The organism is Saccharopolyspora sp. NPDC000359, from assembly GCF_040300525.1.
Lineage (GTDB): Bacteria > Actinomycetota > Actinomycetes > Mycobacteriales > Pseudonocardiaceae > Saccharopolyspora.
In genome coordinates, this window is sequence record NZ_JBEPDU010000012.1 from 52,916 (window position 1) to 68,909 (window position 15,994).

Annotated in this window: 14 protein-coding genes; 6 read left to right on the forward strand and 8 right to left on the reverse strand. The window is 72.3% G+C overall.

Translation table 11 applies throughout. From position 1 onward, the window contains the following. Positions 1 to 8: 8 nt before the first annotated feature. Both ABT324_RS10620 and ABT324_RS10625 read right to left on the reverse strand, forming a co-directional pair. Positions 9 to 647, reverse strand: coding sequence for a response regulator (locus tag ABT324_RS10620; protein ID WP_351174790.1), 639 nt, complete (start codon positions 645 to 647; stop codon positions 9 to 11). Beyond that, positions 644 to 1,783: a sensor histidine kinase gene (locus ABT324_RS10625; RefSeq protein ID WP_351174792.1), complete on the reverse strand. Its 1,140-nt coding sequence runs from the start codon at positions 1,781 to 1,783 to the stop codon at positions 644 to 646. Before ABT324_RS10625 ends, ABT324_RS10620 begins: the two co-directional genes overlap by 4 nt. A gap of 178 nt (positions 1,784 to 1,961) precedes the next feature. Here ABT324_RS10625 and ABT324_RS10630 point away from each other — a divergent pair, with 178 nt between their 5' ends. Next, on the forward strand, positions 1,962 to 2,498 hold the full coding sequence (locus ABT324_RS10630; RefSeq protein WP_351174794.1) for a GlcG/HbpS family heme-binding protein: 537 nt from the start codon (positions 1,962 to 1,964) through the stop codon (positions 2,496 to 2,498). Positions 2,499 to 2,542: 44 nt separating this feature from the next. Here the strand turns inward: ABT324_RS10630 and coaE are convergent, their stop codons facing one another. Further along, positions 2,543 to 3,739, reverse strand: a complete 1,197-nt coding sequence (gene coaE / locus ABT324_RS10635; protein WP_351174796.1) for a dephospho-CoA kinase — start codon at positions 3,737 to 3,739, stop codon at positions 2,543 to 2,545. 93 nt (positions 3,740 to 3,832) lie between these two features. Then, positions 3,833 to 5,332 (reverse strand): 30S ribosomal protein S1, encoded by a 1,500-nt coding sequence (gene rpsA / locus ABT324_RS10640; protein WP_351174798.1) that lies wholly within the window; start codon positions 5,330 to 5,332, stop codon positions 3,833 to 3,835. A 301-nt stretch (positions 5,333 to 5,633) separates the two neighbouring features. Here rpsA and ABT324_RS10645 point away from each other — a divergent pair, with 301 nt between their 5' ends. From ABT324_RS10645 to ABT324_RS10660, 4 genes are all read left to right on the forward strand, one after another. Continuing rightward, positions 5,634 to 6,494, forward strand: a complete 861-nt coding sequence (locus ABT324_RS10645) for a class I SAM-dependent methyltransferase (RefSeq protein WP_351174800.1) — start codon at positions 5,634 to 5,636, stop codon at positions 6,492 to 6,494. 132 nt (positions 6,495 to 6,626) lie between these two features. After that, positions 6,627 to 7,559 carry a GNAT family N-acetyltransferase gene (locus ABT324_RS10650; RefSeq protein ID WP_351174802.1) on the forward strand — a complete coding sequence of 311 codons (933 nt, stop codon included), beginning with the start codon at positions 6,627 to 6,629 and terminating at the stop codon, positions 7,557 to 7,559. Positions 7,560 to 7,594: 35 nt separating this feature from the next. Continuing rightward, complete coding sequence (locus ABT324_RS10655) at positions 7,595 to 8,248, forward strand: P-loop NTPase family protein (RefSeq protein WP_351174805.1); 654 nt, start codon at positions 7,595 to 7,597, stop codon at positions 8,246 to 8,248. Then, a complete protein-coding gene (locus ABT324_RS10660) occupies positions 8,241 to 10,262 on the forward strand; it encodes a YhgE/Pip family protein (RefSeq protein ID WP_351174807.1) in 2,022 nt (673 codons plus the stop codon). The genes ABT324_RS10655 and ABT324_RS10660 overlap by 8 nt, the downstream gene beginning before the upstream one ends. A 9-nt stretch (positions 10,263 to 10,271) precedes the next feature. Here the strand turns inward: ABT324_RS10660 and ABT324_RS10665 are convergent, their stop codons facing one another. The 4 genes from ABT324_RS10665 to polA all read right to left on the reverse strand — a co-directional run bounded on the left by ABT324_RS10665 (position 10,272) and on the right by polA (position 15,405). After that, positions 10,272 to 11,693, reverse strand: a complete 1,422-nt coding sequence (locus ABT324_RS10665; protein ID WP_351174809.1) for a hypothetical protein — start codon at positions 11,691 to 11,693, stop codon at positions 10,272 to 10,274. Between the two features lie 156 nt (positions 11,694 to 11,849). After that, the gene (locus ABT324_RS10670; RefSeq protein WP_351174811.1) at positions 11,850 to 11,978 is read right to left on the reverse strand and encodes a hypothetical protein; all 129 of its coding nucleotides are present in this window, start codon (positions 11,976 to 11,978) and stop codon (positions 11,850 to 11,852) included. A gap of 131 nt (positions 11,979 to 12,109) precedes the next feature. Continuing rightward, positions 12,110 to 12,505, reverse strand: coding sequence for a VOC family protein (locus ABT324_RS10675; protein WP_351174813.1), 396 nt, complete (start codon positions 12,503 to 12,505; stop codon positions 12,110 to 12,112). 206 nt (positions 12,506 to 12,711) lie between these two features. Continuing rightward, on the reverse strand, positions 12,712 to 15,405 hold the full coding sequence (gene polA / locus ABT324_RS10680) for a DNA polymerase I (RefSeq protein WP_351174815.1): 2,694 nt from the start codon (positions 15,403 to 15,405) through the stop codon (positions 12,712 to 12,714). A 119-nt stretch (positions 15,406 to 15,524) separates the two neighbouring features. On the opposite strand from polA, the gene ABT324_RS10685 reads away from it, so the two are divergent. Further along, positions 15,525 to 15,917, forward strand: a complete 393-nt coding sequence (locus ABT324_RS10685; protein WP_351174891.1) for a hotdog fold thioesterase — start codon at positions 15,525 to 15,527, stop codon at positions 15,915 to 15,917. Positions 15,918 to 15,994: the final 77 nt, after the last annotated feature.

Genomic DNA, 15,994 nt, shown 5'->3' on the forward strand with positions numbered 1-15,994 from the left:
TCCGCCGCTCACGACCCGTCGTCGAAGCGGATCAACCGCTGCCGGACGGCTTCGCGCACCGCCGCCACCCGGTTGTCCACGCCCAGCTTCGAGTAGATGTGCACCAGGTGGGTCTTCACCGTCGCCTCGCTGATGAACAGCTCCCGCGCCAGGTCCCGGTTGCCCAGGCCGCGCGCCAGCAGCTCCAGGATCTCCACCTCGCGCCCGCTCAACGCCTCCTCCGGGGTGCGGCGGCGCCGCAGCAGGCGGGTGGCGATCTCCGGGGACAGCGCGGTCCGGCCCTGCGCGGCGGCGCGGAGGGCATGGAACAGCTCCTCCGGCGGCCCGGCCTTGAGCAGGTAGCCGGTGGCGCCCGCGTCGATGGCGCGGTTGATGTCGGTGTCGGCGTCGTAGGTGGTCAGCACCAGCACGTGCGGCGGTTCGGGCAGCTCCAGCAGCTGCCGGGTCGCGGCCACCCCACCGACGCCGTCGCCGAGCTGGAGGTCCATGAGCACCACGTCCGGCCGGAAGGCACCGGAGCGCCGCACGGCCTCGGCAGCCGTCGAGGCCTCGCCGACGACCTCGATGTCCGCCGCCCCGTCCAGCAGCGCCCGGATCCCCGCGCGCACCACGGGGTGGTCGTCGACCACCAGCACCCGCACCGTCATGAAACCCCTCCCTCCGGCAAGGTCGCCGCGATCGCCGTGCCCTCCCCGGGGCTGCTCTCCACCACCAGCTCGCCACCGAGCTGCGCGACCCGCGCCCGCATCCCGCCCAGCCCGTAGCCGCGATCGGCACCCGAGCGCGGAGCGGCCGGGTCGAAGCCCGTCCCGTCGTCGCGCACGTCCAACGCCACCGAACCGGCCACGTAGGACAGGGTGACCCCCGCCTTGCCCGCCGAGCTGTGCTCGCGCACGTTGGCCAACGCGCCCTGCGCCACCCGCAGCAGCGCCGCGTCGACGTCCTCCGAGGTGTCCAGCGGCTCGCCCACCACCTCGAAGCGGACCTCGATGCCCGACTCCTCCGCCGTCCGCGCCGCCAGCTCGCGCAGCGCACCGGCCAGCGACTGCCGCGTCAGCGCCGCGGGCGCGAGCCCCCGCACGAACCGCCGCGCCTCCGCGAGGCTGTCCTCGGCGACCTCGCCAGCCCGCCGGACGTGCTCACCGCGGTCACCCTCCCGCTCCGCCGCCTGCAGCAGCATGCGGATGCTCGACAGGCCCTGGGCGATGGTGTCGTGGATCTCCCGCGCCAGCCGCTCGTGCTCCCAGCTGATCCCGGCCTCCCGCTGCGCCTCGGCCAGCTCGCCGCGCGTGCGGACCAGCTGGTCGATCAGCTGCTGGCGCCGCTCGCCCTCGTGCCGCAGCTGCAGGAACACCGCCGTGGCCATCGCCGCCACCGCCAGCGGCACCAGCGCGTCGACGACCTCGAAGCGGGGTGCCAGCCGCAGCTGCGCGAAGACCACCGTGGCGGTGAGCAGCACGACCGCGGCCAGCAGCGGTCCCGGCCGCAGCATCCGCAGGCACACGAAGAACAGCGGTACCGCGCACCAGCTGAAGCTCGGCGCCACCAGGACCAGCGCGCACCAGACCCCCACGACCGCGGCCAGCCACAGCTGACCGGCGCGCTCCCACCACACCACGCCGGCGACGTAGATCAGCACCAGCGCCGCCGACAGGCCCAGCAGCAACGGCGTCACTCCCTGCCACCCGTGCCCGGCGACGTAGCGCGACGCCGAGGACGCGAGCAGCACGAAGAAGCCCACGTGCATCGCCCGGTACAGCCAGCCGCCAGGTCGTTCGGTCACCGCGGTCCTCCAGACAGGTCCGGGCGCACTGTATGCCGATCCCGGGCCGGTCACCTCAACACATCGGTTGATCCCGGCTCCACCGACCAGCGCCGCAGGAGGTCCGTTCCGACGACGCCCGGCGCCGCCGCGCCGCCGAGGCTGGGGGCACCAACCGGAAGTGAAGGAGTCACCACCGATGCGATCCACCACCCGCCACCGCGCAGTCGTCGGCACCCTGGTCGGCCTCGGCATCCTCGGCGGCGTCACCGGCCTGACCGCCGCGCAGGCCGACCCGGCGCAGCAGCAGCCACCAGCGGCGGTCATCCAGCAGCCGGTGCTCAGCATCGACGCGGCGACCAAGGCCGCGCAGGCCGCGCTGGACGCCGCCGAGGCCAAGGGCCAGCGCGTCACCGTGTCCATCGTGGACCGCGCGGGCACCGAGCGGGTGCGCCTGACCGGCGACGGCGCGGGCCCGCAGAGCGGCGAGTCCGCCAGGCGCAAGGCCTTCACCGCGGTCGCGTGGGGCCGGGCCACCTCCGAGCTGGGCAAGCAGGTCGGCGGCAACGGCGCCAGCCTCCGCGACATCCCCGGCACGCTGTTCCTCGGCGGTGGCGTCCCGGTGACCGCGGGCTCACCGATCGCGGGTGTCGGCGTCGCCGGAGCCCCCAGCGGTGAGCTGGACGAGGAGTTCGCCCGCGCTGGGCTCAACGCCATCCAGGCCGAACCGCGGTAGCCCCCACGTCCCGGTCCCCGCCCCCGGGACCGGGACCGCGTGGATCACTCGTCGGGGGACCAGCCGGTTCGCTCCGCCCAGCGCCAAGCCGCGGGAATGGCCTCGGCGAGCCAGGCCTCCTTCGCCTCGGCGTAGCGGCCGTGGTCCGGGTCGGCGGCGTGCTCCGCCACCAGCTCGCGCTTCAGGTCGAGGTAGGCGTCGCGGGTCCCGGGGTCGGCGCGCAGCCAGGCTGGGAAGATCAGCGCGGTGCGCTGCCCCGGGGAGCCGTCGACGCGGAGGTGCAGGTGCACGCGTCGGCCCGGGTCGGCCGACTTGTGGTACCGCTTCTGCCACAGCTGCGGGTCCGGCGCGAAGTCGTGCGGGTTGTCGTGCCTGATGTGCGGGTGCACCGGGAACCCGGCTTCCCCCAGCGGTTCGGCGAGCGCGTCGGCGTCGGCCAGCGACCGGACGGTCAGCTGCAGGTCGATGACGTCCTTCGCGGGCAGCCCCGGCACCGAGGTGGAGCCGACGTGGTCGACCCGCACCGCCTTGTCCCCCGCCGCGCGCTCGATCCTGGCGATCAGCCGCCGCGCCTGCCGCGGCCACTCCGGGTCCGGACCGGCCAGTTCGGGCGCCGAGTCCGGCGCCGGGCGCCGCAGCCGCACGTTCTCCTCGAACGGCACCAACCGGTCCCGCCAGAGCGCGTCGACCTGGGCGTGGACCTCCTCGACCGAACCGCTGTTGTCCAGCCACACGTCGGCGACCTCGCGGCGCTGCTCGGTGGTGGCCTGCGCGGCGATGCGGGCCCGCGCGTCCGCCTCGGTCAGGCCCCGGTCGACCAGCCGCCGCACCCGGTCGTCCTCCGGCGCGTCGACGATGACCACGAGGTGGTAGTTCGGCGCGTACCCCACCTCGACCAGCAGTGGGACGTCGTGCACCACGACCGCGTCGGCGGACGCCTGCGCCATCCGCTCGGCGGTCAGGTCGCGGATCCTGGGGTGCGTGATGGCGTTGAGGTCCGCGCGGGCCTGCTCGTCGGCGAAGGCCTTGGCCGCCAGCGCGGGGCGGTTCAGCGCACCGTCGGCGTCCAGCACGTCCGCGCCGAACCGCTCGACGATCTCCGCCAACCCCGCCGTGCCCGGCTGCACGACCTCGCGCGCCAGCGCGTCGGCGTCGATGAGCACCGCGCCCAGCTCCACCAACCGCCGGGCCACCGTCGACTTGCCCGACCCGATCCCACCGCTCAGTCCCACGCGCAACACGCGGCCCATCTTGCCAGGCGCACCGGGAACGACAGCGGCCCCGCACCTCGGGAGGTGCGGGGCCGCTGCGCTTCAGCCGTCAGGCGTCAGGGCTCACGCGCCGCCGGAGAGCTTCTCCCGCAGCGCGGCCAGCTGCGCGTCGCTGGCCAGCGAACCGCTGCTGTCCTGGTCGTCGCTGGAGGCAGACGAGTAGTTGCCACCGGTCGACTCCTCGCCACCACCGGTCGCGGCGGCCGCGGCGGCCTCCGCGTCGGCCTGGCGGGCCTTGGTGATCTGCGCGATGTGCTTCTCGTAGCGGGTGTGCGCCTCGGCGTACTGGCGCTCCCACTCCTCGCGCTGCTTCTCGTAGCCTTCCTGCCACTCCTGGGTCTCCGGGTCGAAGCCCTCGGGGTAGATGTAGTTGCCCTCGTTGTCGTACTCGGCGGCCATCCCGTACTGGGTGGGGTCGAACTCCGAGTCGGGGCTGAAGCCCTCGTTGGCCTGCTTCAGCGACAGCGAGATGCGACGACGCTCCAGGTCGATGTCGATGACCTTGATCATGACCTCGTCGCCGACCTGGACGACCTGCTCCGGGATCTCCACGTGGCGCTCGGCCAGCTCGGAGATGTGGACCAGGCCCTCGATGCCCTCGTCGACGCGGACGAACGCACCGAACGGAACCAGCTTGGTGACCTTGCCCGGCACGATCTGGCCGATCGCGTGGGTGCGGGCGAACTGGCGCCACGGGTCTTCCTGGGTGGCCTTGAGCGACAGCGAGACGCGCTCGCGGTCCATGTCCACGTCGAGGACCTCGACGGTGACCTCCTGGCCGACCTCGACGACCTCGGACGGGTGGTCGATGTGCTTCCAGGACAGCTCCGAGACGTGCACCAGGCCGTCGACGCCGCCCAGGTCCACGAACGCACCGAAGTTGACGATGGAGGACACGACGCCCTTGCGGACCTGGCCCTTCTGCAGCTGGTTGAGGAACTCGCTGCGGACCTCGGACTGGGTCTGCTCCAGCCAGGCGCGGCGGGACAGGACCACGTTGTTGCGGTTCTTGTCCAGCTCGATGATCTTGGCCTCGAGCTCGCGGCCCACGTAGGGCTGCAGGTCGCGGACGCGGCGCATCTCGACCAGGGACGCCGGCAGGAAGCCGCGCAGCCCGATGTCGAGGATGAGGCCGCCCTTGACGACCTCGATGACGGTGCCGCGCACGGGCTCGTCCTTCTCCTTGAGCTCCTCGATGGTGCCCCAGGCGCGCTCGTACTGCGCACGCTTCTTGGAGAGGATCAGCCGGCCTTCCTTGTCCTCCTTCTGGAGGACGAGGGCCTCGACGAAGTCGCCAACGGTGACGACCTCGGCGGGATCGACGTCGTGCTTGATCGACAGCTCGCGGGACGGGATGACGCCCTCGGTCTTGTAGCCGATGTCAAGCAGCACCTCGTCACGGTCGACCTTGACGATGGTGCCCTCAACAATGTCGCCATCGTTGAAGTACTTGATGGTCTGGTCGACGGCGGCGAGGAAGTCCTCCTCCGTCCCGACGTCGTTCACTGCGACCTGCGGCTTGGTGGCGGCTGCAGTCGGGACGGTGGTGGTGTCGGTGGACATCAGGTGGGTTGCTCCGGTACGGATAGTTTGGTCGCTGGTTCTACGTTCTTACCGCGCTGGGGGCGTCCAGACCAGGCCCAACCGGACGGTTGGACCAGGAGGTCCGGTCCCTCGACCGCCCCGCTCAACCGGGTTCGACCCGGTGCGGCGGAGAGGACGGCGGAAGACCCACGGCGCGGGCGGTATCGTACGCGCTTTCTCGATCGCCGGGCAAACCGCGGTGGGGCCCGACGAGGAGTCTGCACCGCACGGCCACAATGCTTCACGACCGAGCAGTACCCACTACCGGCGGGGAGAACCCTTGACACGAGCCGACGACCCGGAAGGCGCCGAGCTCCAGCGTAGCTCCGCGGAGCATGTGCTGGGCACGGTGGGTGTGAGCAAGCGCACCGTCGGGACGGTCGAATCGCGGTCCGCGAACCGCCTGTGGTGGGACGCCGACGCCGACGACTACCAGGCCGAGCACGGCTCGTTCCTCGGCGTCAGCGATTTCGTCTGGTGCCCCGAGCGGTTGCGCGAGGAGCAGGCCGGGCTGCTCGGCGACGTGCGCGGCAGGCGGGTGCTGGAGGTGGGCTGCGGCGCGGCGGCGTGCGCGCGCTGGTTGGCCGACCAGGGCGCGTGGCCGGTCGGCCTGGACATCTCCACCGGGATGCTGCGGCACGCCGCCGAGGGCGGGCGGCGCAGCGGGACGGTGGTGCCGCTGGTGCAGGCCAGCGCGGACTGCCTGCCCTTCGCCGCCGACTCCTTCGACCTGGCCTGCTCGGCGTTCGGCGGGATCCCGTTCGTGGCCGACGTCGGCGCGGCGTTCCGGGAGGTCGCGCGGGTGGTGCGGCCGGGCGGCCGGTGGGTGTTCGCGGTGACGCACCCGATGCGCTGGATCTTCCCGGACGACCCGGGCCCGACCGGGCTGACCGTGACCCAGTCCTACTTCGACCGCTCGCCGTACGTGGAGATCGACGGCACCGGCCGCGCGACCTACGTGGAGCACCACCGCACACTCGGCGACTACGTCCGGGCGCTGGCCGAGGCCGGGTGGCGCCTGGACGACCTGGTCGAGCCGGAGTGGCCCGAGGGGCACACCGACACCTGGGGCCAGTGGGGCCCGCTGCGCGGCCGCTACTTCCCCGGCACGGCGATCTTCGCCTGCTCCCTCGACGGCTGAACCTCGCCGGGAACGGACACCTCGCGGAACCGGCCCGGTGATCTCGGCTGCCCGGGCCTGGCTTCGCGCTGAAGCCGCGCGCGAGTCCTGGTTCGATGTGCCGCGAACCATCCCTTCGTCCCAGGAGCAGCCGTGGCGACTGCGCAGGAGCTGCTGGCGGCGCAGTGCGCGCGGTTCGCCGCGGTGGACCCGCTGCTGCCCGACAGCTACCCGGTGCCGCCTGGCGAACCGCTGGTGGCGCGGACCGCCAGCGGCCACGCGGTGGCCGGGATCGTGGCGCGGACCGAGAACCCGCCCGGCTCCCCGCAGGGCCTCTGGCAGCCCAGCACCGCCTTCGAGCTCTTCCCGCTGATCGGCGACCACCCGCGCGAGGGCATGGCCGCGCTGCTCGGGGCGTGGCGGGGATGGCTGCGCGGGCAAGGCGCTCCGGAGCGGGATTCGACGTGCCTGGTGACCTGGCCGAGCCGGGACGTACAGGCGGCGAAAGCCTTGCTGGACGGCGGTTTCACCCCTTTGTCCTGTCTGGCTGTGCGCCCTCCCACTCCGCCGTGCACATTTACGGAACTATCTGGTACCGTAACTGTACGTCGCGCCGGACCGGCCGACCTGGACGCCGTCGTCGAGCTCACCCTCCTGGAGCTCGAGTACGCCGCCCTCGTCGGCGCTTCGACGTACCGCCCCGGTGCCCCGCAGCTGAAGCGGACCGCTGCCCACGTGCGACTGCACTCCAGCGATCCGGTCTGGCTGGCGGAGCGGGGCGGCACTCCGGTCGCGGTGGCCGAGTGCGGCTGGGTCGACGCTGACCGTCCGCCCGCCGGCCACCGGCTGCGCCCCGGCACCTGGGCTTACGTCAACTGCGTGTCGGTGCGCGAGCACGACCGCGGAACCGGTGTCGGCCAGCAGCTGATGACCTCGGTGCACGAGGAGTTCGCGCGCGCCGGAGTTGTCGGCAGCTTCCTGTACTACAACCCGCCCAACCCGCTGTCCTCGGTGTTCTGGCCCCGGCAGGGCTATCGACCGCTGTGGACCGCGTGGGAGGTGCGCCCGGCCACCGCGCTGCGCTGACCGGTGCACCGGACCGACGGAGTCGAGGAGTCGGCTTGGAAATCGTCGCCACCGGCGTCGAGGTGAACGGAGCGCACGGACCGCTGCTGGCACCCACCTCGCTGCGCGTGCGCAGCGGGCAGGCGCTGCTGGTCACCGGTGACCCCAACGCCGGGCACACCGCGCTCGCGCTGGTGCTGTCCGGTCGGCTGCGCCCCGGCGGCGGCACCGTCCGCCTGGACGGCGCGCTCGACGCCGGAGCCCTGCGCAAGAACGTCGCGGTGGTCGACGCGCCGGAGATCACCGAACCCGACGGGTCGATCTCGGTGCGCGACGTCGTCGCCGAGGGCCTCACCCTGGCCGGTCGCTGGTCCACCCGGCGCAAGGTCAAGGCCTGGCTGTCCACGCGCGAGCACAACCCCGACGAGCGCTTCGAGAACCTCGCCGCGTTCGAGCGCACCAAGCTGTTAATCGAGCTCGCCTGCGAATCCAGCACCACCCGAGCACTGGTCCTGGACCGCCCGGACCGCCACAGCGGCGACCCGACCGGCTGGTACTCGCTGGCCGTGCGGCAGGCCGAGCGCGGCCTGGCGGTGATCGCCCTGTGCTCCCCGCACTCCGCCGACCAGCTGGGCGTCACGCCCGCCCGGATCGGCGCCGACAACCCCGAACTGCCCACCTCGGACTTCACGAAGGCCTGCGATGACTAGTCTCCGGCTCGCCGCCACCGAGCTGCGCCGGCTCACCTCCGGCAAGCTGCCCAAGCTGGCGCTGCTCGCGGTCACCCTGGTGCCGCTGCTGTACGGCGCCATGTACATCTACGCGAACTGGGATCCCTACGGGAAGCTCGACTCGGTGCCCGCCGCCGTGGTGATCGACGACACCGGCGCGGACCGCGAGGACGGCACCCGGCTGGACGCCGGGCAGGACGTGTACCAGGAGCTCCTCGACTCCGACTCGTTCGCCTGGAACCGCACCGACGAGCGCAGCGCCCAGCAGGGCGTGGCCAGCGGCGAGTACACCTTCGCGCTGGTGGTGCCGCGGGACTTCTCCGCGGCGCTGCTGTCCCCCAGCGACTTCGAACCGCGCCAGGCCAAGCTGCGGCTGATCACCAACGACGCCAACAACTACCTGGTCGGCACCATCGCCGACAAGGTGGCCTCCGAGGTGCGCAAGGGCGTTGCCGAGAGCGCGGGCTCCGAAGCGGCCAAGCAGTTCCTGCTCGGCTTCTCCACGGTGCACGACAAGACGCGGGAAGCCGCCGACGGTGCCGGGCAGCTCGCCGACGGCGCCGGGGAGCTCTACGACGGCATCGGCCAGGCCGAGGACGGCTCGACCCAGCTGGCCGACGGCGCCCACCAGCTGCTCGACGGGCAGCGCCAGCTCGCCGACGGTGCGACCCAGCTCGCCGACGGGACCGGTCAGCTGCGCGGCGGGTTGTCGCAGTTGCAGCAGAAGACCGCGCAGCTGCCGGAGAAGACCTCGCAGCTGGCCGACGGTGCCGAGCAAGTCGCCGCGGGCAACGAGCTGCTCGCGTCCAAGGCCGAGACGCTGAGCAGCGCGGCGCAGGGTGTCGTGGACGGCCTCGACGGCCACAAGGAGCGGCTCGCCGACAATCTCCGCAAGCTCGGGGTCGACGAGCAGACCATCGAGAAGTTCATCGCCGGTCTCGACGATCTGCACAGCCCGATCACCGAGGCCAACGAGAAGGTGCAGAGCCAGGTCGGGCAGCTGCGCCAGCTGGCCAACGGCGCCCGCGACGTCGCCACCTACAACCGCCAGCTGGCCGGCGAGATGCCCGCCCTGACCGGTGCCATCGATCAGCTCACCGCCGGATCGGTCCAGGTCGACGACGGCGCCAAGCAGCTGCGCGCCGGCGAGCAGGAGGCGCTCACCGGCACCAAGCAGCTCACCGACGGCGCCGACCAGCTGGTCGGCGGCGCCCACCAGCTGCGCGACGGGTCCGGTCAGCTCAAGGACGGGTCCACCACCCTGGCCACCGAGCTGGGCAACGGGGTGGACGACATCCCCAACCCCGACGAGCCGACCCGCGACGCCACCGCGGACACCATCGGCGACCCGGTGGCCATCGACACCATGGCCCAGGTCAAGGCCGACACCTACGGCGCCGGGCTGGCCCCGTACTTCATGGGCCTGGCGCTGTGGGTCGGCGGGTTCGTGCTGTTCCTGCTGATGCGGCCGCTGTCCAGCCGTGCGTTGGCGGCCGGGGTGGCGCCGTGGCGCGTCGCGCTCGGCGGTTGGCTGCCCGCCGCGCTCGTCGGCCTGGTGCAGGCGGTGCTGCTGTACGTGGTCGTGGTGTACGCCGTGGGCGTGCAGCCAGCGCACACCTGGCGGACGGTGGGCTTCCTGGTGCTGACCTCGTTCGCGTTCACCGCGGTCGTGCACTCGCTCAACGCCGCCTTCGGCCCGAAGGGCAAGTTCATCGCACTGGTCGTGCTGGTGCTGCAGCTGGTCACCGCGGGCGGCACGTTCCCGTGGCAGACCATCCCGGAGCCGCTGCACCCGCTGCACCAGGTGCTGCCGCTGGGCTACGTGGTCAGCGGCCTGCGCCACCTGCTCTACGGCGGGGACATGGGCACGGTGGGCACTTCGGTGGCGGTGCTGGCGAGCTACCTCGTGGCAGCCCTGCTGCTGAGCACGATCGCCGCCTGGCGCCAGCGCGTGTGGACCCCGTCCCGCCTCAAGCCGGAACTGGCCCTCTGATGCGGGGCCTCAGGCGCCGCGGTGCTGGTTGACAGCCCGCTCGCCGGCGGGAGGGGTGTCGTGGGGACGGGCCACACCGGCCCGTCCCCCGTCCTTCGCAGGCCAGTCGGGATCTGGTGGGGGCCCGCCCCAGCGGCGGGCCTCCGCGAGGTGGACCTGGCGGGCGCAGAGCCGGTCCCGCAGTGACAGCAGCACGCAGAACTCGTAGGCGATGCGCTCGACGCGCCCTTCCCGGTCGACCACCGCGGCCTCCCACTCGGGCGGCACGACGCCCTCCAGCGGGGCACCGTGACCGGGCTCGTAGAACCGGCCCCTCCCCCAGCAGGCGGTGTAGTCGCCGGTCAGCTCCCCCAGCGCGGCCAGGATCGGCCAGCTGTCGACGTCGCGGGTGCGGAACTCCAGGCTCGCCAGCACCAACCGGAACAACTGCTGGTGGCAGGCCGAGTACGTCGCCCGCAGCACGGCTCGCTTGCGCCGGGTGCGCTCGGCGGCGCGGGCCTCGCTGTCCAGCATCAGCTGCCGGAGCAGCTGCTCACCGGCGACCGGGAACAGCGCCGCGCGCACGGTGTCGTCGGGGTGCTCGACGGCGGCTTCGACGAGCTTGAGCAACAGCACGTCGCGCATCGGGCTGGGCAGCGGCACGTCGTCGGCTTCGGCGCCGAGCCGGAGCTCCGCGCGGGCCCTGATCTGGTGCAGCAACCCGATCAGCGCGTGCCCGAGCAGGTCGGTGATCTCCACCCGGCGCACCGCGCACAGCGCGGTCAGCAGTGTGACCCGCACCGGGCGGGCCAGCGCCTGCAGCTCGCCCGCCTGCGCAGCGGCTGCCCGCGCGCCCCACGCGGCCACCAGCTCGGCCGGGAAGTCCGCGAGGACGTCAGAGGGCAGGCCCAGCGCGCGCACCGCGGTCAGCTTCTCCGCCTCCGTGAGCAGGACCCGCAGCGAGCAGTGCTCCGAGTCCGCCGCGAGATCGGTCGGCAGCCCCAGCGACTGCAACGACATGATGTCGTCCAGCTCGCGGACCACCGAGCGCAGGTCGATCGGGGCGACCTCGGAGCACAGCTCCTCCAGCAGCCAGCCGCGACCCGCCGCGGACTCCGCCAGCAGCTCGTCCAACTGCTCGGCCGCGTCGCCGAGCTGGTCCGCGACGCGGTGGCAGAGCAGCAGCTCGAAGTCCCGCAGGGCGTGGACCGCCACGCAGCGGGCCTGTTCGGGCCCGGGGACCTGGAGGCCCTTGTCCCGGCAGTGCGCGGCCAGCGCGGCGGCCAGCTGCTCCCGGCCGCGCCCGTTGCCGGCCGACTCCGCGGCCAGCCACCCCAGCCACTGCCGTTCGTCCCCCACGTCGACCGGGTCCTCGAAGGCCTCGACGAGCTGTCCTTCCAGGGAGAGGAAGCCTGCCGTGTCACGGGTGAACTCCGTGGCGGCGAAACCCACGTTCTTTGCCCCCGACAAGGTGGATGCACGTGCTCCGACCGCAGAACGCTATCGGTGCACCCCGCGACACGATCGGGCGATTACCACCCGTTTGGCCGCATTCCACCGGGCGAGGCAGCGCCACCCGTGGTATATGCCAAATCCACTGTCGACCGCTCAGGCCAGCGGGAGCGCGCCGCCCAGCGCGCGTTGCGCCTCGGCCAGGCCGATGTCCGCGGCGCGCAGCGCCGCCAGGCGGATCACAGAGTCGAGCTGGTCGCCGAGCAGCGGCGGTAGGGCGACCACGGTCCACATCGGCCGGCCGCAGCAGCCCCTGCCTGTGATGGACCCGGAACGCATTCGCGCTCAAACCGATCAACTGGGCGGGTTCCGCGGTGCTGAGCCCGGACCTCGCCCCAGGGGACGAGTCCGCTCCGCTACTCCTCGGGCTCGTCGTAGCGGGCGATCTCGATCAGGTTGCCGTCCGGGTCGCGCAGGTACAGCGAGGTGATCGGCCCCTGCGAGCCGATGCGGCTGACCGGACCCTCCTCGATCCACACCTCGTTGGCACGCAGGTGCTCCTGCACCTCGCTGATCGCGTTGGTGGTCACGAAGCACAGGTTCGCCGAGCCGGGCACCGGGTGCGTCGCGGTCGGCTCCACCAGCTCGCTGGCCGCGTGCAGCTTGAGGGTCTGCCCGCCGAAGCTCACCGCCCGCCGGTCACCGGGGAACGTCACCGGCGTCATGCCGAGGATCTGCTCGTAGAACTGCACTGCCCGATCGACATCGGCGACGGTGAGGACCAGGTGGTCCACTCTGTCGATGTTGATCATGCTCCTCCTCGAGGTCGGCGTGGTGGCGGCTTTAGGTGCCCCGCCGCGCCCGGTCACGCGTACGGCAGGCTATCCGCACCATTCGACCGCGGGGGAGGGCGGGGGCACCGACGGTGATGTCCGCCATTCAAAGCGGTCCAGGAGCCCCCGCACCCGCGCAACAGCGACTTCGTGACTGACCCGCAACCTGCTCCGCGCGCCGGTCCTCAGTGGGCGGCGGCGTCCCAGGAGCGGCCCGCGCCGACCGAGACCTCCAGCGGCACCGACAGCTCGTAGGCCGACCCCATCTGGTCGCGCAGCAGCTTCTCCACCTCGGCGTGCTCGCCCTCGGCCACCTCGACGATCAGTTCGTCGTGCACCTGCAGCAGCATCCGCGAGCGCAGGCCGTTCTCCCGCAACGCGCGGTGCACACCCAGCATCGCGACCTTGATGATGTCGGCCGCGCTGCCCTGGATCGGCGCGTTGAGCGCCATCCGCTCGGCCATCTCCCGGCGCTGCCGGTTGTCGCTGGTCAGGTCCGGCAGGTAGCGGCGGCGACCGAGGATCGTCGAGGTGTAGCCGTCCTTACGCGCCTGGTCGACGACCTCCCGCAGGTAGTCGCGGACCCGGCCGAAGCGGGCGAAGTAGGCGTCCATCTGCGCCTTCGCCTCCTCGGCCGAGATGCGCAGCTGCTGCGCCAGGCCGAAGGCCGACAGCCCGTAGGCCAAGCCGTAGGACATCGCCTTGACCCGGCGGCGCAGCTCCTGGTCGACCTCCTCGATCGGCACCCCGAACGCCCGCGAGGCCACGTAGTTGTGCAGGTCCTCACCGGTGCGGAACGCCTCGATGAGCCCCTCGTCACCGGACAGGTGCGCCATGATGCGCATCTCGATCTGGCTGTAGTCGGCGGTCATCAGCTCCGCGTAGACCTCGCCGACCACGAACACCTCGCGGATCCGCCGCCCCTCCTCGGTGCGGATCGGGATGTTCTGCAGGTTCGGGTCGGTGGAGGACAGCCGACCGGTGGCCGCGATGGTCTGGTTCAGCGTGGTGTGGATCCGGCCGTCGTCCGAGATGGACTTCACCAGGCCGTCCACAGTGGTCTTGAGCCGGGTGGCGTCGCGGTGCTCCAGCAGGTGTTGCAGGAACGGGTGCTCGGTCTTCTCGAACAGCGTCTGCAGCGCCTCGGCGTCGGTGGTGTAACCGGTCTTGGTGCGCTTGGTCTTCGGCATGCCCAGCTCGTCGAACAGCACCACCTGCAGCTGCTTCGGCGACCCGAGGTTGATCTCCTTGCCGATCACCCCGTAGGCCTCCTGCGCGGCCTGCTTGACACGCGCGGCGAAGTGCGCCCCGAGCTCGGCGAGCTGCTCGGCGTCGACCGCGATGCCCGCGCCCTCCAGCTCGCTGAGCACCACCAGCAGCGGCAGCTCGAGGTCGGTGAGCAGGCTGCGGCTGTCGATGCGGTCCAGCTCGGTGTCCAGCGCGTCGGCCAGCTCGGCCACCGCCCGCGCCTTGACCAGCTCCGCCGCCGCGGCCTTCTCCTGGACCTCCGACTCGTCCTCCAGCAGCGACAGCTGGCCGTCCTCCTCGCCGGTCTCGGCGCGCAGCTCGCGCTGCAGGTAGCGGACCACCAGGTCGGGCAGCTCGAAGGAGCGCTGGCCCGGGCGCACCAGGTAGGCGGCCAGCGCGGTGTCGCTGGTCAGCCCGGCCAGCGTCCAGCCGCGGTCGCGGATGCCGTGCAGCGGGCCCTTGACGTCGTGCGCCGCCTTGGTGGCCGCCGGGTCGGCCAGCCAGCCGACCAGCGCCTGCTCGTCCTCGGCGGTCAGCGCGCTGACGTCGACGTAGGCGGCCGAGCCGTCTGCGGTGGCCAGCGCCAGGCCGGTCAGGTCGCCGTGGCCCCGCGCCCACTGCCCGGTGAACGCCAGGCCGACGCGGTTGCCGTTGCGGGCGTGCTCGTCCAGCCAGGCGGGCAGCTGCCCGGGCTGCACCACGCCGCCGGAGATCTCGAATCCCTCCTCGACCTCGGGTTCGGCGCTGGACAGCGTCGCGAACAACCGGTCCCGCAGCACGCGGAACTCCAGGTCGTCGAAGAGCCGGTGCACGGCGTCGCGGTCCCAGGCCCGCACCGCGAGGTCGTCCGGCCCGGCCTCCAGCTCCACGTCGCGGACCAGCTCGGTCAGCTGCCGGTTGAGCAGCACCGACGACAGGTGGTCGCGCAGCGCCTGACCGGCCTTGCCCTTGACCTCGTCCGCGCGGTCCACCAGCTCGGCCAGCGAGCCGAACTGCTGGATCCACTTGGTGACCGTCTTCTCCCCCACACCGGGGATCTTCGGCAGGTTGTCCGACGGGTCGCCGCGCAGCGCCGCGAAGTCCGGGTACTGCTGCGGGGTCAGGCCGTACTTGTCCTCCACCGCCTGCGGGGTGAAGCGGGTCAGCTCGGAGACGCCCTTCGTCGGGTACAGCACGGTGACGTCGTCGGTGACCAGCTGCAGCGCGTCGCGGTCGCCGGTGCAGATGGAGACCTTGAAGCCCGCGCCGGTGGCCTGGGTGGTCAGCGTCGCGATGACGTCGTCGGCCTCGAAGTTCTCCTTGCTCAGCACCGGGATGCTCAGCGCGCCGAGCACGTCCTGGATCAGGCTGACCTGGCCGCGGAACTCGTCGGGGGTGCTGCTGCGGTTGGCCTTGTAGTCGGTGAAGGCCTCGCTGCGGAAGGTCTTGCGCGAGACGTCGAAGGCCACCGCCAGGTGGGTGGGCTGCTCGTCGCGGAGCAGGTTGATCAGCATCGAGGTGAAGCCGTAGACCGCGTTGGTGTGCTGGCCGGTGCCGGTCTGGAAGTTCTCCTTCGGCAGGGCGTAGAAGGCGCGGTAGGCCATCGAGTGGCCGTCGATGAGCAGCAGGCGTCGGTCCTCGGAATGCGTCACGGCGGCGAGTCTAGGCTGAGGCCCCGACAGCACGTGACCGGAGGCGACGGGAGGCACCAGAGGTGGCAGAAGCGACCAGCGGTGGGTCGGTGACCAGCGAGAACGGCCTGTCGATCGAGATGCTGACGGCCGCCGAGGAGCAGCTGGCCGCCAAGCTCGGGATCGAGTACGCCACGCTGCAACCCGATCGTGTGGTGGCGACCATGCCGGTTGCGGGCAACCGGCAGCCCTACGGGCTGCTGCACGGCGGGGCGAACGCGGCGCTGGCCGAGACGCTGGGGTCCATCGCCGCCGCGCTCAACGCCGGACCGGGGCGCATCGCGGTCGGCCTGGAGCTGTCCTGCACCCACCACCGCGCGGCCACCGAGGGCGTGGTCACCGGGGTGGCGACGCCGGTGCACCGGGGCCGCTCCACCGCGACCTACGAGATCACCATCACCGACGCCGAGGACCGCCGGACCTGCACGGCCCGCCTGACCTGCGTCCTGCGCGACCAGCCCCCAGGCCGCTGACCGGAGCTGGTGAAGGGCACCTCTCGCCGATCAAGTCGGTGGAGGTGCCCGGGGGAAGAGCGGTGCGGGCACGCGCG

Excerpts from the sequence above, each read along its gene's own strand:
- ABT324_RS10685 (WP_351174891.1), top strand. The coding sequence starts at position 15,525 with ATGCTGACGGCCGCCGAGGAGCAGCTGGCCGCCAAGCTCGGGATCGAG.
- rpsA (WP_351174798.1), bottom strand. The coding sequence starts at position 5,332 with ATGTCCACCGACACCACCACCGTCCCGACTGCAGCCGCCACCAAGCCG.
- ABT324_RS10675 (WP_351174813.1), bottom strand. The coding sequence starts at position 12,505 with ATGATCAACATCGACAGAGTGGACCACCTGGTCCTCACCGTCGCCGAT.
- ABT324_RS10630 (WP_351174794.1), top strand. The coding sequence starts at position 1,962 with ATGCGATCCACCACCCGCCACCGCGCAGTCGTCGGCACCCTGGTCGGC.
- ABT324_RS10660 (WP_351174807.1), top strand. The coding sequence starts at position 8,241 with ATGACTAGTCTCCGGCTCGCCGCCACCGAGCTGCGCCGGCTCACCTCC.
- ABT324_RS10620 (WP_351174790.1), bottom strand. The coding sequence starts at position 647 with ATGACGGTGCGGGTGCTGGTGGTCGACGACCACCCCGTGGTGCGCGCG.